Consider the following 22,121-nt stretch of genomic DNA (forward strand, 5'->3'; position numbering starts at 1 on the left):
CTCAAATGCCCTTGGCGCACGCATACGGCGGAGGCCGCGCCGGCGACGCACGGACGCGCCTGGATTATAGTCGCGAGCGCCCTTTTCCAAATGGAGATTTTCATGGCCGATGTCGGGATCGAGGACATACGCGCGCTGTTGGGCGCCAAGCCGCGACCCGTCGGCTGGCCGGCGCGGCGCGCCCGCATCGAGGAAGTCGGCGCTGTCTGGCCGACGGCGCCGGACATATCATTGGAGCCGGCGTCGATCGACGGCAAGGCCGCCGAATGGTCTTGCGCGCCAACGAGCGATCCGTCGCGCGCACTCCTGTTCTTTCATGGCGGCGGATATTGCTCCGGCTCGATCGTCAGCCACCGCCGAATGGCGACCGAAGCGGGCCGCGCGGCGCGCGCCCGCGCGCTTGCGATTCAATTCAGACTCGCGCCCGAGCATCCGTTTCCCGCCGCCTACGACGACGCGCTCGCGGCCTGGCGATTTCTGCGAGAGCAGGGATTTGCCCCGGGGCGGATCGCGATCGGCGGCGACAGCGCGGGCGGCGGACTGACGCTTGCCTTGCTCATGCGGCTGCGAGACCTCAAGGAGCCGCTCCCCGCCTGCGCTTGGCTTGTCTCGCCGTGGACTGATCTCACCCTCTCCGGCGAGACGCTGACGACCAAGGACGGCGTCGATCCGCTGATTCACAAGCCCTATCTGGAGGAACTTGCGCAGGCTTACGTCCCGGCCGGCGTGGATCGCCAGGACCCGCGCGTTTCCCCGCTCTTCGGCGATCTGAGCGGCTTGCCCCCGATGCTGATTCAGGTTGGCTCGAACGAAACGCTGCTCGCTGATTCGACGCGGCTCGCTGCGGCCGCCGGCGCGTCGGATGTCCCGATCACGCTGGAGGTCTGGCCGCGCATGATCCACGCCTGGCTGTTATGGAATGCGCGGCTGGAAGAGGGCCGACGCGCGCTCGCGCATGCCGGCGCATTCATGCAGGAACACTTTGCGGCGCAGGACGGCTAGATCGCGTGAAGCGTCTTGCCGATCTTCGAGAGCCAGGAATCCGTGTATTCGTGCGGCTCGAGACCATCGGTCTTCAGCAACGCATGCGCGTCCTTATACCACTGCGAATCCGGGTAATTGTGGCCCAGGATGGCGGCGGCCGTCTGCGCTTCGTTGGGGACGCCCATGGCGAGATAGGCTTCGGTGAGGCGATAGAGCGCCTCTTCGGTATGCCGCGTCATCTGATATTTGCCGAGAACGTCATGGAAGCGATTGATCGCGGCAGGGTAATTCTTGCGGAGGAGATAGAAGCGTCCGACGTTCATCTCCTTGGCGGCGAGCTGATCTCGCGTCACCTGCATTTTGTATTTCGCGTCGTTCACATATTCCGACTTCGGGAACTTCTGAATGAGCTGGGAGAAGATCTCCAACGCCTTCTCAGCCGACTGCTGGTCCCGCATCACGTCCGGCACCTGATTGTAGAAGGACATGCCGGCGAGATAGTAGACGTATGGCGTGTCGGGCGAATTCGGGTAAAGGCCGATGTAACGCTGCGCCGACTGCACCGCGTCGTCATATTTGGGCTGCTCGTACTGAGCGAAAGTGGTCATCAGCAGGCCTTTGCGCGCCCAGTCCGACGACGGATATTGCTTCTCCAGCTCGCCGAATTTTTTTGCAGCGCCTTCGTAATCCTTGGCCTTCAGCCGCGCCAATCCGGCGTTGTAGAGATCGTCGGCCGGAATGTCCGGCGTGATCTCCGTCTGGTATTTTGTTCCGCCGCTGTTGAAGAGGCCGAAACCGCTGGTGATCGAGTCCATGAGGTCGGCGCGCGCCGGCGCAGCGCCTATCGACAAGGCCGACGCCAAAGCCAACACACTGAATGAACGAGCGAAAACCGACATTTGTTGCCCCGTTGCGGCGCTGCGCGACGCCCGCGCGTCCCAACGCCTTCTAAAGCTGATCTGCCAATCGCCGCCGCAGGCAGCCCCCTGCCCTGCGCCTGAAAGGCGTGGCGGCGCGCCGATCCCGCCTTGCGGTCGGCTGAAAGAAGAACCTTCATCTGGCGAGATTATGGCGAGTGGCTTGGCCTCGGCCCTGGCGCGCTTTCATTGCGCGCGTCTTCGACTTCCGGCGCCAGGGCGCCGCTGCGCGCCGCAGCTTCGAGCAGCGCGATGTTGAGGCCGTGACCGCCGCGATAGGAGCGGAAGGCGCCGATGATCGGCGCCCCTGCGAGCGCCAGATCGCCGACCACGTCGAGCATCTTGTGACGCACGCATTCGTCGGCGAATCGCACCCCCTGCGGATTGATTGCGCCTCCCTCGTCAAAGACCAGCGTATTGTCGAGATCGGCGCCCAGGGCGAGGCCTTCTCGCCAAAGTCGTTCCGCATCGCGCACGAAACCGAAACTGCGGGCGTCCGCCAGCTCGCGCCGGAACGATTCGGGCGTCAGGCCCATCGCCAAACGCTGGCGGCCGACAGGCTCCGGAAAGGCGATCTCCACATCGAGTTGAAGGCCCGTTTCTGCGGGACTCAGCTCCGCCCAACCGGCGCCGTCAGCGACGCGCGTCGGCTTGATGACGCGCCAGCGGCGACGCGGCGCCGCAAGCGCGATGACGCCGGCCTCGTCGATCGCCGAGACAAAGTCGCGCGCCGAGCCGTCCATCGCCGGCACCTCGTCGCCGTCGAGCGCAATGAGTGCATTGTCGACGCCAAGCGCCATGAGCGCCGCCATCAGATGCTCGACGGTCGACGCGCTGACGCCGCCCTCAGCGAGTCGCGTGCGCAGTTTCGACGCGTCGACGCGTGACCAGTGCGCTTCGATCTCGGCTCCGGCGACGGAAAACACGATCCCGGCGTCGGCGCCTGCGGGCGTGAGCGTCGCCCTCGCGGGACGACCGCCATGCACGCCGGGGCCCACGAGCGTAACGCTTCGGGTGAGCGTGTGCTGAACCGCTGGCGCGTGGGAGCCGTCAAGTCGCGCAGCGCGGCGCGCGCGCGACGCATGTCGGCGTGAATCCGAGCGAATGGCGCAACCCTCCCTAAAGCCCGAATGAAAGATAGCAAATTCAGGCGCGAACGCTCCAGTCACGCTTTCTTACAGTTTGTTACAGGGCGACGGCCAAAGGAAAAGGGCCCGCGCGAGGGCGGGCCCTTTGCCGATTGTCGAGACGCTCAGTGATTGGCCTGACGGCGCAGGAAGGCCGGAATCTCCAGATGATCCTCCTCCGACGGGCGCGGCTGCAGCGCGCGACGACCATGCGGATCGAGCGTCGCGTGTCCGCCGTGCCCAACCGGCGGCGGCGCGACCGGGCGCTTGCCGTATTCGGCGTGCGTCGCCGAAGGCTGGGGGCCTCCTGGAGCCATCTGCTGGCGCGGCGCAGGCGCGGGAGAGCCATGCATCGAATCTTCCTGGCGGCTCGCTCCGAAGGAGGCGAGGCGCTCGAAGATCGATTTGCGGCGATGATCCCCGCCGCCCATCTGCTGGCGCAGCTGGTCCTGGATCGGCTGGGGAAAATCCTCAATCTGCGGCATGCGCGGCGCGCGCGGCTGCTCGGGCGCAGGCGGCACATAGGCGCCGGCCGGCATGTCGTGGCGCTCAGCCTCGACCCGCGGCGGCTCACTGTAGGCGAGACGCGGCGGAGCCGGCTCGAGGTAGACGCCGTGCGCCGGCGCCTGCTCGGCGTAATAGGCCGTGGCCTGCGGCTCCTCCCGAGGACGCAGGAGCGGCGCGGCCTCGACCGCGGCCGCCGCCTGTTGGGCGCGCGCCTGATGCAACTGGGCGCGCAGCCGCTCGGCGGCCTCAGCGAGACGCGATTCGCTCGTCGGGTCGTCGGCGGTGATCGCGGCGAGATCAATGCCGGTCGCAACCACAGAGACGCGCACGACGCCCTCGAGCGACGAATCGAATGTCGCGCCGAGGATGATGTTGGCGTCCTCGTCGACCTCCTGGCGAATGCGGCTCGCCGCCTCGTCGACCTCATAAAGCGTCAGGTCGTGGCCGCCGGTGATCGAGATCAACAGGCCGCGCGCGCCTTTCATCGACACTTCATCGAGCAGCGGATTCGCAATCGCGGCTTCCGCGGCAAGATTGGCGCGATTCTCGCCCGTGGCTTCGCCGGTGCCCATCATCGCCTTGCCCATGCCGCGCATGATCGAACGCACGTCGGCGAAGTCGAGGTTGATGAGGCCTTCCTTGACCATCAGGTCCGTGACCGAAGCGACTCCCGAATAGAGAACCTGATCGGCCATGGCGAAGGCGTCGGCGAAGGTCGTCTTCTCCGTGGCGATGCGGAAAAGATTCTGATTGGGGATGACAATCAGCGTGTCGACGCATTTCTGCAGTTCGGAGATGCCCGACTCGGCGATGCGCAGGCGACGCTGACCTTCGAAGTGGAAAGGCTTCGTGACCACGCCGACGGTAAGAATGCCCATCTCGCGCGCGATCTGCGCGATTACAGGCGCGGCGCCGGTGCCCGTGCCGCCGCCCATGCCAGCGGTGACGAAGCACATATGTGCGCCGCCGAGATGCTCGCGGATTTCTTCGCGCGCTTCTTCCGCGGCGGCTCGGCCGACTTCCGGCTGAGCGCCGGCGCCCAGTCCTTCGGTCACCTGCAGACCCATCTGAATGATGCGTTCCGCCTGCGACGACGCGAGCGCCTGGGCGTCGGTGTTGGCGACGAGGAAATCGACGCCGGACAGGCCGGAGGAGATCATGTTGTTGACGGCGTTGCAGCCGCCGCCGCCGACTCCGCAAACCATGATGCGGGGCTTCAATTCCCTTAGTTCGGGAGCTTTAAGGTTGATCGTCATTTGCCAGGCCTCTCACCATTGCGTTCACGACTCGGCGCCCGTTGTCCTTCGCCCTTGGACGCCCGGTCGCCGAACGCGTCGTCCTCGGCAATCTTGCTCGTCCCTCCGCCGTCGAACGGCGCACCGGGTCGAAAGAATCACTCTCACGCGATACTAGAAGCTTTCTCTTAACCATCTCCCTACGCGCGAGATGTATCCGTCAGTTCCCGTCGCCGCGCGCTCCACCCGGCGCGGCTCGAAATATTCATGCGCCGCGACCTGCGGATAGACGAGGAGGCCGGCGGCGGCGGCGAAGGCGGGGCTCTTTGCCGACTCCGGCAAGCCCTCGACGCCGACCGGACGTCCAACCCGAACCTGGCCGCCGAGAATGCGACGCGCCGCCTCCGCGACGCCTGTGAGCTGACTCGCGCCGCCGGTGAGCACAACGCGGCGTCCGGGGCCGCTCGGATGCCCGGCTTTCGCCAAGCGATCGCGCAGGAATTCGAGGGTTTCCTCGACGCGCGGGCGAATGATGCGCACGAGATGCGATTTCGGCGCATGCGCCTTGTGATCGCTCTCGCCGACATGATCGAAGGAGATGGTTTCGCGCTCGTCGGAGGTCGACGCGATCGCCGAACCATGAAAGGTCTTGAGCCGTTCCGCGTCGGAGAGGCGCGCGTCGAGACCGCGCGCGATGTCCATCGTGACGTGACCGCCGCCGAGCGCGACAGCGTCAAGATGGATCATCTCGCCCCGCGCGAAGACGGCCACGGACGTCGATCCGGCGCCCATGTCGACCACGACGACGCCCATCTCGGCCTCGTCCGGTTCGAGCGTCGAGAGACCGGCGACATAAGGCGCGGCGGCCATGGCTTCGACGTTGAGATGGCTGCGCTCGACGGCAAGGAGCAGATTGCGGACCGCCGCCTGGTCGCAGGTGGCGACATGGAGGTCGACGCCGAGCTCCTCCCCGATCATGTCCTTGGGTTCGCGGATTCCGGATACGCCGTCGAGCGAGAAGCCCATGGGCAGCGAGTGCACGACGACGCGGCCGCGATGAAGATGATGCGCGGCGGAAGCCTCGAGAACCCGATGGATATCGTGTTCGGCGACTTCACGGCCGCCGATGGCGCGTTTCGCCTGAAAGTGCTCGGAAGACAGCCGGCCGCCCGCAGCGGTGACGATGACGTGCTCAACCTGCATGCCGGCCATGCGCTCGGCGGCGTCGACGGTCTGCCGAATGGCGGCGTCGGCGGCGTCCATGTCGACGACAAGTCCGTTCTTCACGCCGAGAGAACGCTGGTGGCCGATGCCGACGACGCGAACGCGATGCGTGCGCCAATCGCCGGGCGCGACGGCGCCAAGCGGCGTCAGCCGCGCGATCAGGCAGGCGATCTTCGACGTGCCGACGTCGAGCGCGGCGAATGTCGCGGACCGCCGGGGCGAGAGCGGCTTCATGCGCGGCGGGGCAATGGGCGAAATCATACGGCTAACCACCACTCTTTGACTTGCGCGGCGCGAGCTGCGCTTCGCGCGCGGCGGCGGCCTCTTCGGTCAGCCGTACGCTCGCCCGATCGGGAATGCGCAGATCGATGAACATCACGTCCTTGTCGAGAATGCGCGCCTCCCGCTGCAGGCGCGCGAGCGCCTCCAGCGCGCCGGTTGGATTGACCTCGGGCAGCTTCACGGTGACGCCATTGGTCATCTCGAAGTTCCAGCGGCGTTTGGCGACGAGCACGCCGGCCTTGATGCGATGCGCGAGATCGCCGGCCTTGCCGAGCAGCATGTGGAATTCGAGCAGGCGCTTCTGCGCGCCTTCGCCGACGACGAAAGGCAGTCCTAGATAGCGCTGATCGCGCAGCTCATCGATCGGCACGCCGTCCTCGGAGATGACGGCGACGCGGCCGTCGCGCTGCCATAGCGCGCTTGGCTGCCGCTCTTCGATCGCAATGACCAGGCGATCGGGATAGAGCTTCATCACACGCGCGGATTTGACCAGAGGGACCTGCATCAGCCGCTCGCGCACCGCCGTCGCATCGAGAAACGACAAGGAGTTTCGCGGCCCGACGCCCGCGGCCTCAAGCAGTTCGCGTTCGTTCAAGCGCGACTGGCCGGTGATGGTGACTGCGGAAATGGGAAAGCCGACGGCGCGCGCCGCTATGTCGTAAAGTTCGCCTTCGCTCGCGACGAGAGCGGCGTAGCCGCCATTCTCGACGAACCCCGCCGCGCCAACCGCGCCAAAGAGCGCGAGCATCGCCAGCGTGCCGACGCCGGGCCGGCCCAACAGGGTGAGACGTGAAAGAAAGCGTTCGCTGCGGCTTCTGCGAGACTGCGCGCGCGGCGCGGCCGCCGCCGCAGCCGCGGGGGAAGAAGATGCGGCGGGCGGGACCGACGTAACGGCGGCCGCCGCCAGCGCGTAGGGAGCTTCTCCGGGAACGATGGGGACGAGCGAATGCCGAGCCGAAAACGACTCCTTCAACGATCGCAGGACGCGTCTTCCACCATCCATTTGACCAGCTCGCCGAACGAAAAACCTGCGTAAGCCGCCATTTCTGGCACGAGCGAGGTCTCCGTCATTCCCGGCTGGGTGTTCACTTCCAATACGACGAGCTCGCCCGTACCTCCGGGGCGGTCGTCGTATCGGAAGTCCGCGCGGCTTACGCCGCGACAGCCGAGAGCTCGATGAGCCTCGAGGGCCAAATGTTGGACCTCTTGGTAAATATTCTGTTTAAGATTCGCCGGAAGGACGTGTTTCGAGCCGCCCTTGGCGTATTTCGCGTGATAGTCGTACCAGCCGCCGTCGGCGGCGAGGATTTCGATCACGTCCAGCGCCTTGTCGTTCATGACGGCGCATGTGAGTTCGCGTCCGGCGATGAACTTCTCGGCGAGCATCAGGTCGCCATGCGTCCAATCCTCGCGCCATAATTCCTGCGGCGGACGCTCTTGCCCCTCGCCGACGATGAAGACTCCGAAGGAGGAGCCTTCGGATACCGGCTTGAGCACGTAAGGCGGAGGCAGCGCATGCTCTTTCGCCGCGTCCAACCTGTGCAGAACGCGGCCTTTCGGCACCGGGACCCCCGCCGCCGCCATCACCGTCTTCGCGACGTCCTTTTTCATCGCCACCGAAGACGCGAGCACGCCCGAATGCGTGTAGGGGATGCAGAGAAGCTCCAGCGCGCCCTGGATGCAGCCGTCCTCGCCGAACTTGCCGTGCAGCGCATTGAAGGCGACGTCGGGTTTGAGCGCCGCGAGCACATTCGCGACGTCATGGCCGGCGTCGACGCGGCTCACTCGAAATCCCTGCTCTTCCAGGGCTTTCGCACAGGCTTCGCCCGACCGCAGAGAAATTTCGCGCTCGGCGGAAAGTCCGCCCATCAGAACGGCGACGTGTTTGGTCATGTGCTCTCGACTTGAAAAATGCCAACTAGAGATCCGAATAGGCGGCTTCGTCGGCTTCCGAAGCCCATTCGGTGAATGTGGCGAAAGGACAGAGCGAGTCGCTTGACGCGCTTGACGCTCGCGAAACTCGATCTTCGACCAAAGGACTCTTCTTCGGTCCCTGCTCGTCGCCGCTTTTCGACGTGGCCGCCGCTTCGATAGCGTCCGAGAATCTGTGCGATTTTTTTCGAAGCGGCACGGCGGGAATCTCCTCAAGCGTCCACGCTAAGATCTCAGCAGCGACGACGCAATCTACTCGCGCCATTCGCCTCAAGCGACGCCTATGCGCTTGATCTCCCAATGCAGTTCGACGCCGCTTGTCTCACGCACGCGCCGGCGCACTTCTTCGCCAAGCGTCTCGATGTCTGCGGCGGTCGCATGGCCGCGATTGATGAGAAAATTGCAGTGCATCTCGCTCACCTGCGCGTCGCCGACGACAAGTCCGCGGCAGCCGGCGGCGTCGATCAACTGCCAGGCCTTTGCGGCCTCAGGATTCTTGAAGGTCGAGCCGCCGGTCTTTTCCTTGATCGGCTGCGAGGCCTCGCGCGCCGCGGTGATGCGGTCCATCTCGGCGATGATCGCCGCCGGATCGCCGGGCCGTCCCTGGTAAAGCGCCTGGGTGAAGATCACGTCATCGGGCGCGGAGCAATGGCGATAGGCGTAGCCCATATCGGCGTTGGCGAAGACGCGGATGTCGCCGCTTCGGCCGACGCCGCGCGCTTCGATCAGCGCATCCCTGGTTTCTCCGCCATGCGCGCCGGCGTTCATGCGCAGCGCGCCGCCGATCGCGCCGGGGATTCCGCGATAGAAGGCGAGCCCATCAATGCCAGCTTCGGCCGCGGCGCGGGCCGCCTTCACATCCGGAACCGCGGCGCCAACGCGCAGCCTGCAGCCCTCTTCGGCGACGATCTCGCCGAAGCCTTTGGCCGAAAGCCGGATGACCACGCCTTCGACGCCGCCGTCGCGCACGATGAGATTGGAGCCAAGGCCGATCACCGTGACCGGAATCTCGCGCGGCAGTCGCGCAAGGAAATAGGCGAGATCGGCCTCGTCCGCCGGCATGAACAGAATCTGCGCCGGCCCGCCGACCCGAAACCATGTATAGGGCGCAAGCGGCTCATTGGCGGAGATCTTGCCGCGCAGCTCGGGCATTTGTGCGCGGAGATCGGCGGAGATGTCGGGGAAAGTCACGTCATGCCCCCTCCCCAACCCTCCCCCGTTTCACGGGAGAGGGAGAAGATCGCGCGCTTTGTGCAAGCTGCGTAGGAAGAGCTCGTTAGCGTCCCCTCTCCCGCTTTAGCGGGGGAGGGACAGGGAGGGGGTGAAAACAACATCACTGCCCCTGCCCCGCCGCCAGCTGCTCCGGCAGCGCATAGGCCCACTGCGTGATATTGCCGGCGCCAAGACACACGACGTAATCGCCTGGCGCGACGATCTCGCGAACCATCGCGGGAAGAACTTCCGGCGAGGGAAGCCCTAACGCGCGGCGATGGCCGTGGGCCTTTATGGCCGAGACGAGAGAGTCGCGATCGACGCCGGAGATCGGCTGCTCGCCAGCGGGATAGACGTCGGCGATGATGACGACGTCGGCGTCATTGAAGCATGTCGCGAAGGAATCGAAGAGCGACTGCAGCCGCGTGAAGCGATGCGGCTGCATCAGCGCGACGACCTTGCCCTTGGTCGATGCGCGGGCGGCGCGCAGCACAGCGGCGATCTCGACCGGGTGATGACCGTAGTCGTCGAAAATCTGCACGCCGTTCCATTCGCCGGTCTTGGTGAAACGGCGCTTCACGCCGCCAAAACCGGCGAGCGCCCTGCGGATCTGCTCCGGCGACATTCCGAGCTGATGCGCGACAGCGACGGCGGCGGTCGCGTTCAGCGCGTTGTGGTGGCCCGGCATCGGCAGGACAAGATCCTCGAGATAGATCGCCTGCGACGTCTTGCGGTCGCGCAACAGCACGTTGAATTTGCAGACTCCGCCCTCGAGATTCACGTCGAGGAGACGCACATCAGCCTGCGGATTTTCGCCATAGGTGATCACCCGGCGGTCCTCGATGCGGCCGACGAGCTCCTGCACCGTGGGATGGTCGAGACACATCACCGCGAAGCCATAGAACGGCAGATTCTCGATGAAATTGCGAAAGGCGTCCTTCACCGCATCGAAGCTGTGAAAGTGGTCGAGATGTTCCGGATCGATGTTGGTGACGATGGCGACGTCCGCCGGCAGTTTGAGGAATGTGCCGTCGCTCTCGTCAGCCTCGACCACCATCCACTCGCCGCCGCCCAGACGCGCATTCGTGCCATAGGCGTTGATGATGCCGCCATTGATCACCGTCGGATCGAGACCGCCGGCGTCGAGCAGCGTCGCGACGAGCGAAGTGGTCGTGGTCTTGCCATGCGTGCCGGCGATCGCGACGCATTGCTTCAGGCGCATGAGCTCGGCGAGCATTTCGGCGCGACGCACCACGGGGAGGCGTTTCTCGCGCGCGGCGACGAGTTCGGGATTGTCGCGCTTGATGGCGGTGGAGACGACGACGACCGCGGCTTCGCCGAGATTCTTTGCGTCATGACCGATGCTGATCGTCGCGCCTTTCTCGGTCAAACGCTTGACATTGGCGTTTTCGGCCGCATCGGAGCCCTGCACCTTGTAGCCGAGGTTGAGCAGCACTTCGGCGATGCCCGACATGCCGATGCCGCCGATGCCGACGAAATGAATGGGCCCGAGTTCGCGCGGCAGTTTCATGCCTGTCTCCGTTTGGCGGGGTCCGCTCGCGCGACGCCGATGATCAGATCAGCCAAGCGATCGGCTGCGTCGGCGACGCCTGCGCGTCTGGCCGCTTCGGCGCGCGCGGAAAGCTGCGCCGGCGCGGCGATGAGTTCCGAAAGGCGCCGCGTCAGAAATTCCGGCGTGAACCCGCTCTGCGGCACGGTTTCGGCGCCCCCGGCCTGTTCGAGAAAGGCGGCGTTCGCCGCCTGATCCTGGTCGAGCGCGTGCGGCAGCGGCACCAGCATCGCCGGTCTGCCGATGACCGCAAGCTCGGAAACCGTCGAGGCGCCCGCGCGGGCGATGACGTAATGCGCCGCGGCGACGCGCGCCGGAAAATCGGCGAAAAAAGGCGCGATCTCGGCGCGCACTCCTGCGCCGGCGTAGATTGCTTCAACACGCTGAATGTCTTCCGGCCGCGCCTGTTGAACCACGGCGATTTTTGTCCGCAGCACATCGGGAAGCGCCGCGACAGCCGCCGGCACGATATCCGACATGACGCGCGCTCCCTGCGAGCCGCCGGCGACAAGCAGCCGGAAGGTTCCGTCCTCAAAGCTCGGATAGGACGTTTTCGCGGCTTCGAGCACATTGGGACGCACCGGATTGCCGGTGACGACGACCTTGCTTTGCAACTCCGCCGGCATGGAGAGAGTCGTCAGCCCGGCGGCGATCCGGTCGACGCGCCCGGCGAGGAAGCGATTGGCCTTGCCCATGACGCCGTTCGCTTCGTGCAAGGCGCTCGGCACGCCGAGATAGGACGCCGCAAGCAAAGGGGGCACGGTAGGATAGCCGCCGAACCCGATCACCGCCGCCGGTTTCACCTGTTTAAGCAGCGCGACCGCCTGCGCCGTGCCGATCGCGAGGCGCGCGACCGCCTGCGCCTTGGCCAAGAGCGAGCCGCCGCGCGGCGTTCCGGCAGGGATCACATGCATGGCCCGCGCCGGAAAGTCGCCGCCATAGCGCAGCGCGCGCTCTTCGGTGACAAGCTCCGCCGCCACGCCCCGCTTAGCGAGCGCATGTGCGAGCGCCTCGGCCGGAAAGAGATGGCCGCCGGTGCCGCCGGCGGCGAGGAGAATCGGCGAATCGCTCATGGACGCTTTTATCACGGACGCTTTTGTCACGCGGCGGCGGGAGCGCCCGTCGCGGCGAGCTCTGTCAACACGCGGGACCGCGGCCGCTTACGCGTGACGGCAAGCAGAAAGCCCATGCCGAGCGACAGCGATATGAGCGAGGAGCCACCGTAGGAGACGAAGGGCAGCGTCATGCCCTTGGCAGGCATGAGATGCACGTTGACCGCCATGTTGATGCAGCTCTGCAGGCCAAACAGCATCACGAGTCCCGCAGTCGCGAAGCGGCAGAAAGGGTCGCTGTTGCGCGCCGCCGAGAAAAGCCCGCGCACCACCACGAAGGCAAAGACGGCGGCGAGCGCGATGCAGACAAGCACGCCGAATTCCTCGCCGATCACCGCAAAAATGAAGTCGGTGTGCGAATCGGGCAGGATGCGCTTGACCACGCCTTCACCAGGCCCCTTGCCGAACCATGATCCGGCGATGAAGCTATCCAGCGCCGTCTCTGACTGAAAATTGGCCGGAACGCCCGCGACCGGCGGCGGCGGCTCGAGAAAACTCTCAATGCGCGCGTGGACGTGCGGCACGAACTTATAGGCGAGCAGCGCCGAGACGCCGCCAAGGCCGCCCAGTCCGGCGACCCAGATCCAGTGCAGGCCGGCCATGAAGAACAGCGCCGCCCAGACGATTGAAATCAGCATCGTCTGGCCGAAATCGGGCTGCAGCATCAGCGGCACGATCGCGATCGGCAGCAGCAGAAGCGCGATCAGATTTCCGGGAACGTCCTTGCGCCGCGCCCCTTCCGAAAACGCCCAGGCGACGAGCACGACGAAGGCGGGCTTGAGAAACTCCGAGGGCTGAATGCCAAAGATCCAGCGCTTCGCGCCCTTCACTTCCTGGCCATAGAAGATGGTCGCGAAGACGAGCGCGAGAGAAACGACGAAGATCACGAGCGCAAGCCGGCGCACATGACGCGGCGAAAGAAAGGATGTCCCGATCATCACGGCGAGCGCCGGCAGAAGATAGAGCACCTGCCGGTTGACGAAATGAAACGTCGGCAGATGTAGCCGCTCCGCAACCGGCGGGCTGCCGGCCATGGCGAAGACGAGTCCGGCGACGATCAGCAGGGCGAGGCTCGCGAGCAGCCAGCGATCCACCGTCCACGCCCAGTCGGAGAATGGCGTTCGTTCCGCGCGCGAGATCATGTCAGCCCTCCTTGTCGCGCCGCGATGACGGCGGGAAGCCCCTCGACGAGGCGGCGAAACGCGTCGCCCCGCGCCTCGAAATTGGCGAACTGGTCATAGGACGCGCAGGCCGGCGACAGCAGCACTACGGGCTGCGGCGCGCCTTCGGCGAGCGCATCGAGCGCCGCTTGCGTCGTGGCGACCTCGAGCGTTTCGCAGCGCTCGAAGGGCAGCGCGCCTTCCAGGGTGCGCGCAAAATCATCGCTCGCCTCTCCTATGAGATAGGCTTTGCGAATGCGCGAGAAATGCGGGCGCAGCGGCTCGACGCCGCCCTCTTTCGACCGTCCGCCAAGGATCCAGTAAATGTCGGTGAAGCTCGTGAGCGCCTTTTCGGCGGCGTCGGCGTTGGTGGCTTTCGAATCGTTGACGAACAGCGCGCGCTCGATGCGACCGACTTCCTCCATGCGATGCGGTAGACCTGGGAAGCTCAACAGGCCGCGCAAGATCTCGTCGTCGTCCAATCCGCATTCCCACGCCGCGGCGGCGGCGAAAGCGGCGTTCTGCGCATTATGCGCGCCGCGCAGCGCGCGCGCGCCTTCAAGCGAGCCGATCAGCTCGGCTTCTTCGGGCGGACGCCCCTGCTCACGGAAATAGACGCTGCGGTCCTCGACATAAAATCCCCAGTCGAGCGCGCGCTTTCCGGAGACTGGCGTGACGCGCCGTTCAGAGGACGCCGCTTCGGTCAAGCGCGCGCCGATCGCATGGCAGAAGGCGTCGTCAACGCCGACGAGCGCCACTTCCGCCGCAGCGACGAGCCGCTCTTTGATCGCGGCGTAATTTTCAATGTTCCCGTGGCGGTCGATATGGTCCGGCGTGATGTTGATCAGCACGCCGATGGTCGGCGCCAGCGATGGCGCGAGATCGATCTGGAACGACGAGCATTCGATGACGTGAATGCGCTCGTCCGACGGCGGCTCGAGATCGAGAATCGGCACGCCGATATTGCCGCCGAGCTGCACGTCGCGGCCGGCCTCGCGCAAGATGTGCGCGATGAGCGCCGTGGTCGTCGACTTGCCGTTCGTGCCGGTGATCGCGACGAAGGGCGACCCGCCCGCGCGCGCCTCGCGCTCGCGGCAGAACAGCTCGACGTCGCCGATGATTTCGACTCCGGCGGCCTTCGCCGCCTGCACGACCCAGTGCGGCTCGGGATGGGTCAGCGGCACGCCGGGGGAAAGGACCAGCGCATCGAAGCCGCTCCAGTCCGCAACCGCGAGATCCTCAAGCGCAACGCCTTGCGCAACGGCTTTGAGGCGTCCGGCCTCGCCGTCGTCCCAGGCGGAAACCTGCGCGCCGCCCGCGATCAGCGCACGCGCCGTGGAGAGGCCCGAACCGCCCAAACCGAAAAGCGCGACACGCTTCCCACTGAAGGTCTCGACCGGCGTCATCGTCACCTCAGCTTCAAGGTCGAGAGGCCCATCAGGGCCAGGACGAAAGCGATGATCCAGAACCGAATGACGATCTGCGGCTCCTTCCACCCCTTCTGCTCGAAGTGATGATGGATCGGCGCCATCAGGAAGATGCGCTTGCCGGTGAGCTTGTAATAGACGACCTGGAGAATGACCGACGCGCCTTCGAGGACGAAAAGGCCGCCGACGATGACGAGCACGAATTCCTGCTTCACCGCCACGGCCACCGAGCCGACGAGCCCGCCCAGCGCCAGCGACCCTGTGTCGCCCATGAAGATTTGCGCGGGCGGCGCGTTAAACCACAAAAAGCCCAGTCCGGCGCCGATGAAGGCCGAACAGACGATCGTCAGTTCGCCGACGCCGGCGACGTAATTGACGCCGAGATAATTCGAAAAGATCGAATTGCCGACGAGATAGGCGAAGATCGCAAAGGCGCCTGCGGCGATCATCGACGGCACGATGGCGAGGCCGTCGAGGCCGTCGGTAAGATTGACGCAATTGCCGGCGGCGACGATGACGAAGGCGCCAAAGAGAATGAAGAAGGGGCCGAGCGTCACGACATAGCCTTTCACCATCGGAAAGGCGATCTTCGACATGTCGTCCCCGCCGATTCTCGTCAGCGCGTAACAGGCGAGGCCAGCGATCATGAACTCGAGCGCCAGCCGCAATTTGCCGGAAAAGCCGGCGTGCGACTGCTTCGTCACCTTGAGATAGTCGTCGTAAAAGCCGATCAGGCCGAAGCTGACGGTGACGAAGAGCACGATCCAGACATAGGCGTTGCGCAAATTGGCCCAGAGCAGCGTCGCCGCGACCAGTCCCGACAGGATCATCAGGCCGCCCATGGTCGGCGTGCCCTTCTTGGTCACGAGATGCGAAGCCGGTCCGTCTTCGCGGATCGGCTGGCCTTTGCCCTGTTTGATGCGCAAGGCGGCGATCACGCCCGGCCCGAAGAAAAAGACGAAGAACAGCGCCGTCGCCGCCCCCATGGCGGCGCGAAAAGTGATGTAGCGGAAGACGTTTAGCGGACTGTAAAGGTAAGAAAAGTCCGCAAGCAGCGTCAGCATCGTCTCTCCTCAGCTCGCCATTTCGCGAGCGAATGCGCTCTTCAAGGCCGAGACGATCCGCCCCATGCGCGAACCATTGGAGCCTTTCACCATGACCACGTCGCCAGGGCGAACCGCGGCGAGCACCGCCTCTTCAAGCTCGAGCGGCGTCGCGCGATGCGCGCCGCGCATCGAATCAGGCGCGGCGTAACTCAAGCGCGACATCAAAGGTCCGGAGGTAAATAGCAGATCGACGTTAGCGTCGATAAGGTCCTGAGCGAGATCGGCGTGCAGTTCGGCCGCCCGAGGTCCGAGCTCCAGCATGTCGCCCAGAATGGCGATGCGCCGGCCGCCGGGTCCTGTCGCCGCGGCGCTGAGCAACTGCAGCGCCGCGCGCATGGAGGTCGGGTTGGCGTTGTAGCTTTCGTCGATGAGCGTAAACTCGCCATCCCGCGTCGATATTTTCTCACGCTGGCCGCGTCCGGACGGCGGCATGAAGTCGGCGAAAGCCGCAGCGGCCTGTTCCAGATCCACATCGAAAATCACGCCCACAAGCAGCGCGGCGAGCGCGTTCATGGCGATGTGCTTGCCGGGGGCGCCGATGCGAAACCGCAGGCGCCTTTCTAGGATATCCGCCTCGACCAGCGCGCCTTCCCCGGCAGGCTCGTATAAGAGAAGCCGCGCGTGCGCTCCCTCCGTCTCGCCGAAACCGAACACATGGCTGGCGGTCGGCGTCGCCGCGGCGGCGAGACGCTCGTAGAATCCATCATCGCGGTTGATGATCGCGACGCCGCCGTCGAGCGCAGAGAAGATTTCGGCCTTTGCGTCCGCGATCTTTTCGATCGTTCCGAAATATTCGAGATGAACCGGCGCGATGCGGGTGATCACCGCGACGTGCGGACGCACCTGAGCGACGAGCGCGGCGATCTCGCCGGCGTGATTCATGCCGAGTTCGAAAACGCCGAAGCGCGACTCCGCGGGCAAGCGCGCAAGCGTTAGCGGCACGCCCCAGTGATTGTTGTAGGATGCGGCCGACGCATGGGTCTCGCCGAAGCGCGACAGCATCAGCCGCGTCATGTCCTTCGTCGAGGTCTTGCCGACCGAGCCGGTGATCGCGGCGATGAAGGCCGTGCTCCGCTCGCGCGCTCTCTGGCCGAGCGACTCGAGCGATTGTTGCACGTCTTTGACGACGAAGAGCGGCCCGGCGCCGGAAAGCTCGGCCGCATGCGCTTCGTCGATCACCGCCGCCGCCGCGCCTTTCTCGAACGCCGCGCGCACGAAGTCATGGCCGTCGCGCGTCTCTCCCTTGATCGCGAAGAACAGGTCTCCGTCCTGCAGCGTGCGCGTGTCGATGGAAACGCCAGTCGCTTGGCGCGCAAGACCGCCGCTGGCGCGCGCGCGCAGCGCGCCGACCAGCGCCAATCCCGACCAAAGCGGTCTCCCGGTCATGGATGATGCTCCTTTAGCGCCTGCGCGATCGCCTCATGATCGGAGAAAGGCAAAACGCGGTCGCCGACGATCTGCCCGGTCTCGTGGCCTTTTCCCGCCACGACGAGCGCGTCGCCGGTTTGAAGGTCCGCCACGGCGTTGGCGATCGCCGCGCGACGGTCTGCGATCTCGATGATCCGCGCCGCGCCGCCGCGGGCGCCTTCGAGAATTTCCGCGCGAATCGCGGCGGCGTCCTCGCTGCGCGGATTGTCGTCCGTGACGATGGCGACATCCGCGGCGCGGGCGACGATTTCCCCCATCAGAGGGCGCTTGCCGCGGTCGCGATCGCCGCCGCACCCGAAGACGACAATCAGGCGTTTTTTTGTCAACGGCCGTAAAGTGGCCAGCACTTTCTCCAGCGCGTCGGGCTTATGCGCATAGTCGACGAAAATAGGCGCGCCCTGGCGCTGCCCGACAAGTTCGAGCCGACCCGGCGCGCCTTTGAGGTCTTCGAGCGCCGCAAAGACCCGACGCGGGTCATCGCCGCTGGCGATGGCGAGGCCCGCGGCGACGAGCGCGTTGGAGACCTGAAACGCGCCGGCGAGCGGCAAATTCACCTCGTATTCGGCGCCGCCTTCATGGGCGAGCCGCAGCGACGTCGCCAGCGCCGATGGCTTCGACGAAACGAGCCTGATGGCCTCGCCTTTCGATCCGACGCTGAAAACCCTGAGCCCTCTTGCGCGGCAGATGTCGACGACGCGGGACGCGACATCGCTGTCGGCGTCGATCACCGCCGTCTGACCGACGTGCAGCAGCGTCTCGAACAGCCGCATCTTCGCCGCGAAATATTCCTCCATGCTGGCGTGATGATCGAGATGGTCGCGCGAGAAATTGGTGAAGCCGGCGACGTCGACGCGCACGCCGTCGAGCCGCCGCTGATCGATCCCGAGCGACGACGCCTCCATCGCGAGATGCGTGACGCCGCGTCCGGCGAGTTCGTCCAGCGTGCGATGAAGTTCGACCGGTCCGGGCGTCGTCAGCGCGCCATATTGCGCGCCGTGCGAATCCACGATTCCCACCGTGCCGAGCGACGCCGCCTCATGTCCGAGCGCGGCCCAGATCTGCCGCAGGAAGGCGACGACCGACGTCTTGCCGCTCGTGCCCGTCACAGCCGCGATCGTCGACGGCTGGCGAGAAAAGAAGCGCGCCGCGGCGAGCGCCAGGGCGCGCCGAACGTCGTCGACGACGACGAGCGGCAGTGGACTGTCTGCTCTTCGCTGGGCGACGACGACGCTGGCCCCGCGCGACGCGGCGTCGGGGACATAGGACATGCCGTCGCCGGCGTGGCCGGGAATCGCAAAAAAAACGAAGCCGTCGCGCGCCATTCGACTGTCGGCCGTCAGGCCGGCGATCTTGAGCCCGCGCAAGGCGGGCTCGAGGTCAGGCGTCGCAAGCAGTTCCGATAGCAGCATCAATGTCCTCCCCCGCCGCGGGCGGGAACATTGGCATAGCCATAACCCAATTTGGCGAGGAGGGGGAAAGGCTGATGCGGCGGCTCGAAACGGGGGGCGAGACCGAGAATGGGACTGACGCGCTCAATAATCTCGCCCGTCACCTGTCCCGCGTTATAGGCCGCCGTGGCGTAGCCGCCGGTTTCCGGCAGTCCCTGCGGTTCGTCCATGATGGTCAGGAATAGATATTTGGGTTTGTCCGCCGGCGCGACGGCCATGAAGGTGTTGAACAGCTTGTTCTTTGAATAATGGCCGTTGACGACCTTTTCCGCCGTGCCGGTTTTGCCGCCGACGTAATAGCCAGCGACGTTCACCTTCCGCGCCGTGCCGATCTCGGCGTTGAGGCGCATGAGATAGCGCATCGACTCGCTCGTCTCAGGCTTCACAACGCGCTCAGCCCCCGCTTTGGCTTCCTCCTCGCTGCGCTTGATGAAAGTCGGCGTGATGAGATAGCCGCCGTTCATCAACGCGCCGACGGCCATCATCGCCTGCAGCGGCGCCACTGCGAGGCCATGCCCGAAGGCGATGGTCATCGTGTTCAGCTCGCCCCAGTTTTTAGGAACGATCGGCTCGGCGCTTTCGGGCAGTTCGGTGCGCATGCGCGTGAGCTGTCCCATCTTGCGCAGGAACGACTTGTGCCGCTCGACGCCCTGGCCCATCGCCATGCGCGCGGTGCCTACATTCGAAGAATAGGTGAAGACTTCGGGCACGGTGAGCGCGCGATTCTGCGCGTGATAGTCGTGGATCTTGAAGCGCCCGAACGAGAGCGCGCCGCGGGCGTCTAGCCTCGAATTGAGATTGACCTTGCCGGAGTCGAGCGCCATCGCGATGGTCAGCGCCTTGAAGGTCGAGCCCATCTCATAGACGCCGACGTTCATGCGATTGATGTGCAGCGGGTCGAGAGCGTCCGTCGGCTTGTTGGGATCATAGTCGGGGAGCGACGCGAGCGCGATCACTTCGCCGGTGTTGACGTCGAGGATCGCCGCGGCGCCCGCCTTCGCCTTGAAATGAATGACGCCCTTCTCGAGTTCGTCGCGCAGCGCATGCGTCGCGCGAATATCGAGCGAAAGCGACACGGGCTTCAGATCCTCCGGCGTCACCCCGAAGCCTGCGCCGTGCAGATCGGCAAGGCCCTGCCCGTCGATGTATTTCTCGATGCCGGCGATGCCCTGGTTGTCGACGTTGGCGAAGCCGAGCACATGCGCGCCGATCGGCCCATTTGGGTAGACGCGCTTGTTCTCGGCGATCAGGCCGACGCCCGGCAGACCCAGATGGAAAACCTCGTCGCGCTGATGCGGCGTCACTTCGCGCTTGACCCAGACGAAGCCCTTTCTGGAGCCGAGCCGCTCGCGCAAGTCGCGGGAATCGAGGCCCGGCAGAACGGCGGTCAAAAGCTCGGTGGCTTCATCCTTGTCGATGATGCGGCGCGGCTCGGCGAAAACTGACATCACCTTGACGTCGCTCGCGACCACTTCGCCATTGCGATCGACGATGTCCGGACGGGACGCGGCGACCGCCTCCGCCGCGGCGCGCCGCGACGTCGAAGCTTCGGGCTTGAAGCCGAGATAGACGAGCTTGATTGCGATGACCCCGTAGAGCACGAGGAAACCGAGCGCCGCGAGCCGCATCCGCGACGCGCTCAGCGCGAGGCTGGTCGAAAACAAAGCGCGCAACACCGCGCGCAACTTGCCCTGCGGCGGCGGCGAAGGTTTCGTGTCTGGCGTCGTCTGCGTCATGGCTTGCGTCGCTCTTGGCTTTGTCCCTGCGCTTTGGGCGTCGTTGTCGAAGCGGCGCCGGAGACGGGCGGCGTCGCGGGCATGCTCAATCCGAGCGAGTCGAGCTTCTTGCCGATGGAATCGACGCGCGGCGATCTCTCCGGAAGCGATTGCGCGGTGACGAACTGCGTCGCATCGAGCTGCTTCATGCCGGGCAGATAAGCGTCGGCGAGCTGCTGAATGCGCTCGGGCCGGGTCATATAGGCCCATTCGGCGCGCAGCACGGCAATCGCGTCGCGTTCCTGCCGGATCTCGATCTTGGTTTTTGCGATCTGCTCGGCGCGATAGCTCGTCTGATATTTGATCGAATAGGCGTAAACCGCCGAACCGACGAGCACGAGAACCGCGACGATGTTGAGGAGCCGCAGCATCAGATTTTTCCCTTCTCGCGGTCCGGCAGGCGAACAAGCCGCGCGAGCCTTTCGTCGAGCGGGAGAGGCGCCGCCGCCGTGCGCGTCGCGTGGCGCAGTTTGGCCGAACGCGCGCGCGGATTGGCCGCCGTCTCGGCGGGCGTCGGCGTCACCGGCTGGCGCCCTTCGCAGACAAAACTCGGCGCGGTCGGCGCCGTTTCCCCTGGAAGTCGGCGCGAGCCGGTTTCGCCGCGACCGCAGCGTTCGGCGAGAAACTGCTTGACGATGCGATCCTCAAGCGAATGGAAGGTCACGACGACGAGCCGGCCGCCTTCGGCGAGGAGTCGTTCGGCGCCGAGCAGTCCATTCAGCAATTCGTCGAGTTCGCTGTTGACGGCGATGCGGAGGGCCTGAAAGCTTTTGGTCGCCGGATGAATGTCGCTGGCGCGGTTGGGAACGACGCGAGCGATCATTTCCGCCAGCGCTCTCGTCGTCGTGAAAGGCGCAATCTCCCGGTCGTGGACGATGGCGCGGGCGATGCGGCGGGCGGCGCGCTCCTCGCCGTAGAAATACAGGATGTCGGCAAGCGTCTCTGCATCCGCTTCATTGACGATGTCGGCGGCGCTGCGGCCACGCCCCTCCATGCGCATGTCGAGCGGGCCCTCGGCGCGAAAGGAAAATCCGCGCGCAGCCTGGTCGAACTGCATCGACGAGACCCCGATGTCGAAGACGACGCCGTCGAGGGGCGCGAATCCTTGCGCACGCACGATGTCCTCGAGCTGAGAGAAGCGCGCTTCGACAAGCATGAGCCGTCCGCGCATCTCTTCGACGAGCGCCTGACTGGCCTTGACCGCCGTTGGATCGCGGTCGAAGGCCAGCACGCGCGTTTCCGGATGCCCGAGTATGGCGCGCGTATACCCGCCGCCGCCAAAGGTGGCGTCCACATAGCGGCCTCCGCGGTGGACTCCGAGCGCGGCGATCGCCTCCTCCCGCAGCACCGGAATATGCGGCGGCGACGTCATCATCATGCTCCTCATCCGCCGGCGCGCGGCGCGAGACCGACATCGGCGCGACGATCCTGTGCGCTCAGCGGGCCCGGGCCCGTCGAGACGACTTAAGTGCGGCTGGGCGGTCTTCATCGACATGGAACCGCGAGGCGCCGAAAGCAGGCTGGTCGCCGCGCGCCGAAAACCGGCAACCGCATTTATTAGGCTTTGTTACCGTTAAGGGAGCGTTTACGGTGGCTCGAATTCGGCATTCTTACGGCCGGCGCAAGGCGGCGACGCATAGCTTCTTGATCAGCGCGACGCCGCCCGCAGCGAGTA

18 protein-coding genes are annotated in these 22,121 nt (G+C 65.5%); 1 reads left to right on the top strand and 17 read right to left on the bottom strand.

Features of this window, described 5'->3' with window-relative positions; translation table 11 throughout:
• Positions 1–102: 102 nt before the first annotated feature.
• A complete protein-coding gene (locus AC0X69_RS04435) occupies positions 103–1,002 on the top strand; it encodes an alpha/beta hydrolase (RefSeq protein ID WP_482611677.1) in 900 nt (299 codons plus the stop codon).
• Here the strand turns inward: AC0X69_RS04435 and AC0X69_RS04440 are convergent.
• The 17 genes from AC0X69_RS04440 to rsmH form a co-directional block, all read right to left on the bottom strand.
• Positions 999–1,883 (bottom strand): outer membrane protein assembly factor BamD, encoded by an 885-nt coding sequence (locus AC0X69_RS04440; RefSeq protein ID WP_482611679.1) that lies wholly within the window; start codon positions 1,881–1,883, stop codon positions 999–1,001. The two genes, AC0X69_RS04435 and AC0X69_RS04440, sit on opposite strands and share 4 nt — an antisense overlap.
• Positions 1,884–2,050: 167 nt before the next feature.
• On the bottom strand, positions 2,051–2,899 hold the full coding sequence (lpxC, locus tag AC0X69_RS04445) for a UDP-3-O-acyl-N-acetylglucosamine deacetylase (RefSeq protein ID WP_482611681.1): 849 nt from the start codon (positions 2,897–2,899) through the stop codon (positions 2,051–2,053).
• 254 nt (positions 2,900–3,153) lie between these two features.
• Positions 3,154–4,791: a cell division protein FtsZ gene (ftsZ, locus tag AC0X69_RS04450; protein WP_482611683.1), complete on the bottom strand. Its 1,638-nt coding sequence runs from the start codon at positions 4,789–4,791 to the stop codon at positions 3,154–3,156.
• A 153-nt stretch (positions 4,792–4,944) separates the two neighbouring features.
• A complete protein-coding gene (gene ftsA / locus AC0X69_RS04455) occupies positions 4,945–6,255 on the bottom strand; it encodes a cell division protein FtsA (RefSeq protein ID WP_482611685.1) in 1,311 nt (436 codons plus the stop codon).
• Between the two features lie 4 nt (positions 6,256–6,259).
• Complete coding sequence (locus tag AC0X69_RS04460; protein ID WP_482611687.1) at positions 6,260–7,279, bottom strand: cell division protein FtsQ/DivIB; 1,020 nt, start codon at positions 7,277–7,279, stop codon at positions 6,260–6,262.
• Positions 7,246–8,169 (bottom strand): D-alanine--D-alanine ligase, encoded by a 924-nt coding sequence (locus AC0X69_RS04465; protein WP_482611689.1) that lies wholly within the window; start codon positions 8,167–8,169, stop codon positions 7,246–7,248. Before AC0X69_RS04465 ends, AC0X69_RS04460 begins: the two co-directional genes overlap by 34 nt.
• A gap of 309 nt (positions 8,170–8,478) precedes the next feature.
• Positions 8,479–9,399, bottom strand: coding sequence for a UDP-N-acetylmuramate dehydrogenase (gene murB, locus AC0X69_RS04470; protein WP_482611691.1), 921 nt, complete (start codon positions 9,397–9,399; stop codon positions 8,479–8,481).
• Between the two features lie 142 nt (positions 9,400–9,541).
• Positions 9,542–10,951 (bottom strand): UDP-N-acetylmuramate--L-alanine ligase, encoded by a 1,410-nt coding sequence (gene murC, locus AC0X69_RS04475; RefSeq protein WP_482611693.1) that lies wholly within the window; start codon positions 10,949–10,951, stop codon positions 9,542–9,544.
• Positions 10,948–12,063, bottom strand: a complete 1,116-nt coding sequence (gene murG, locus AC0X69_RS04480; protein WP_482611695.1) for an undecaprenyldiphospho-muramoylpentapeptide beta-N-acetylglucosaminyltransferase — start codon at positions 12,061–12,063, stop codon at positions 10,948–10,950. The genes murC and murG overlap by 4 nt, the downstream gene beginning before the upstream one ends.
• Before the next feature lie 26 nt (positions 12,064–12,089).
• Entirely contained in the window at positions 12,090–13,244 is a 1,155-nt protein-coding gene (locus AC0X69_RS04485; RefSeq protein WP_482611697.1) for an FtsW/RodA/SpoVE family cell cycle protein, read from the bottom strand.
• Positions 13,241–14,668 carry a UDP-N-acetylmuramoyl-L-alanine--D-glutamate ligase gene (gene murD / locus AC0X69_RS04490; protein ID WP_482611699.1) on the bottom strand — a complete coding sequence of 476 codons (1,428 nt, stop codon included), beginning with the start codon at positions 14,666–14,668 and terminating at the stop codon, positions 13,241–13,243. The genes AC0X69_RS04485 and murD overlap by 4 nt, the downstream gene beginning before the upstream one ends.
• Before the next feature lie 2 nt (positions 14,669–14,670).
• Positions 14,671–15,753, bottom strand: coding sequence for a phospho-N-acetylmuramoyl-pentapeptide-transferase (mraY, locus tag AC0X69_RS04495; RefSeq protein ID WP_482611701.1), 1,083 nt, complete (start codon positions 15,751–15,753; stop codon positions 14,671–14,673).
• Positions 15,754–15,762: 9 nt separating this feature from the next.
• On the bottom strand, positions 15,763–17,181 hold the full coding sequence (locus tag AC0X69_RS04500) for a UDP-N-acetylmuramoylalanyl-D-glutamyl-2,6-diaminopimelate--D-alanyl-D-alanine ligase (protein ID WP_482611703.1): 1,419 nt from the start codon (positions 17,179–17,181) through the stop codon (positions 15,763–15,765).
• Positions 17,178–18,632 carry a UDP-N-acetylmuramoyl-L-alanyl-D-glutamate--2,6-diaminopimelate ligase gene (locus AC0X69_RS04505; protein WP_482611705.1) on the bottom strand — a complete coding sequence of 485 codons (1,455 nt, stop codon included), beginning with the start codon at positions 18,630–18,632 and terminating at the stop codon, positions 17,178–17,180. Before AC0X69_RS04505 ends, AC0X69_RS04500 begins: the two co-directional genes overlap by 4 nt.
• On the bottom strand, positions 18,632–20,407 hold the full coding sequence (locus AC0X69_RS04510) for a peptidoglycan D,D-transpeptidase FtsI family protein (RefSeq protein WP_482611707.1): 1,776 nt from the start codon (positions 20,405–20,407) through the stop codon (positions 18,632–18,634). Before AC0X69_RS04510 ends, AC0X69_RS04505 begins: the two co-directional genes overlap by 1 nt.
• Positions 20,404–20,817, bottom strand: coding sequence for a cell division protein FtsL (ftsL, locus tag AC0X69_RS04515; protein ID WP_482611709.1), 414 nt, complete (start codon positions 20,815–20,817; stop codon positions 20,404–20,406). Before ftsL ends, AC0X69_RS04510 begins: the two co-directional genes overlap by 4 nt.
• Positions 20,817–21,818, bottom strand: a complete 1,002-nt coding sequence (rsmH, locus tag AC0X69_RS04520) for a 16S rRNA (cytosine(1402)-N(4))-methyltransferase RsmH (protein WP_482613308.1) — start codon at positions 21,816–21,818, stop codon at positions 20,817–20,819. The genes ftsL and rsmH overlap by 1 nt, the downstream gene beginning before the upstream one ends.
• Positions 21,819–22,121: the final 303 nt, after the last annotated feature.

It is taken from the genome of Methylocystis sp. Uni0008 (assembly GCF_056838045.1).

What these genes read in the sequence shown, in the direction of transcription:
- AC0X69_RS04485 (WP_482611697.1), bottom strand. Translation starts at nt 13,244, where the DNA reads ATGATCTCGCGCGCGGAACGAACGCCATTCTCCGACTGGGCGTGGACG.
- AC0X69_RS04510 (WP_482611707.1), bottom strand. Translation starts at nt 20,407, where the DNA reads ATGACGCAGACGACGCCAGACACGAAACCTTCGCCGCCGCCGCAGGGC.
- murC (WP_482611693.1), bottom strand. Translation starts at nt 10,951, where the DNA reads ATGAAACTGCCGCGCGAACTCGGGCCCATTCATTTCGTCGGCATCGGC.
- ftsA (WP_482611685.1), bottom strand. Translation starts at nt 6,255, where the DNA reads ATGATTTCGCCCATTGCCCCGCCGCGCATGAAGCCGCTCTCGCCCCGG.
- AC0X69_RS04465 (WP_482611689.1), bottom strand. Translation starts at nt 8,169, where the DNA reads ATGACCAAACACGTCGCCGTTCTGATGGGCGGACTTTCCGCCGAGCGC.
- AC0X69_RS04460 (WP_482611687.1), bottom strand. Translation starts at nt 7,279, where the DNA reads ATGGATGGTGGAAGACGCGTCCTGCGATCGTTGAAGGAGTCGTTTTCG.
- mraY (WP_482611701.1), bottom strand. Translation starts at nt 15,753, where the DNA reads ATGCTGACGCTGCTTGCGGACTTTTCTTACCTTTACAGTCCGCTAAAC.
- AC0X69_RS04500 (WP_482611703.1), bottom strand. Translation starts at nt 17,181, where the DNA reads ATGACCGGGAGACCGCTTTGGTCGGGATTGGCGCTGGTCGGCGCGCTG.
- AC0X69_RS04505 (WP_482611705.1), bottom strand. Translation starts at nt 18,632, where the DNA reads ATGCTGCTATCGGAACTGCTTGCGACGCCTGACCTCGAGCCCGCCTTG.
- rsmH (WP_482613308.1), bottom strand. Translation starts at nt 21,818, where the DNA reads ATGACGTCGCCGCCGCATATTCCGGTGCTGCGGGAGGAGGCGATCGCC.
- ftsZ (WP_482611683.1), bottom strand. Translation starts at nt 4,791, where the DNA reads ATGACGATCAACCTTAAAGCTCCCGAACTAAGGGAATTGAAGCCCCGC.
- AC0X69_RS04440 (WP_482611679.1), bottom strand. Translation starts at nt 1,883, where the DNA reads ATGTCGGTTTTCGCTCGTTCATTCAGTGTGTTGGCTTTGGCGTCGGCC.
- murG (WP_482611695.1), bottom strand. Translation starts at nt 12,063, where the DNA reads ATGAGCGATTCGCCGATTCTCCTCGCCGCCGGCGGCACCGGCGGCCAT.
- AC0X69_RS04435 (WP_482611677.1), top strand. Translation starts at nt 103, where the DNA reads ATGGCCGATGTCGGGATCGAGGACATACGCGCGCTGTTGGGCGCCAAG.
- murD (WP_482611699.1), bottom strand. Translation starts at nt 14,668, where the DNA reads ATGACGCCGGTCGAGACCTTCAGTGGGAAGCGTGTCGCGCTTTTCGGT.
- ftsL (WP_482611709.1), bottom strand. Translation starts at nt 20,817, where the DNA reads ATGCTGCGGCTCCTCAACATCGTCGCGGTTCTCGTGCTCGTCGGTTCG.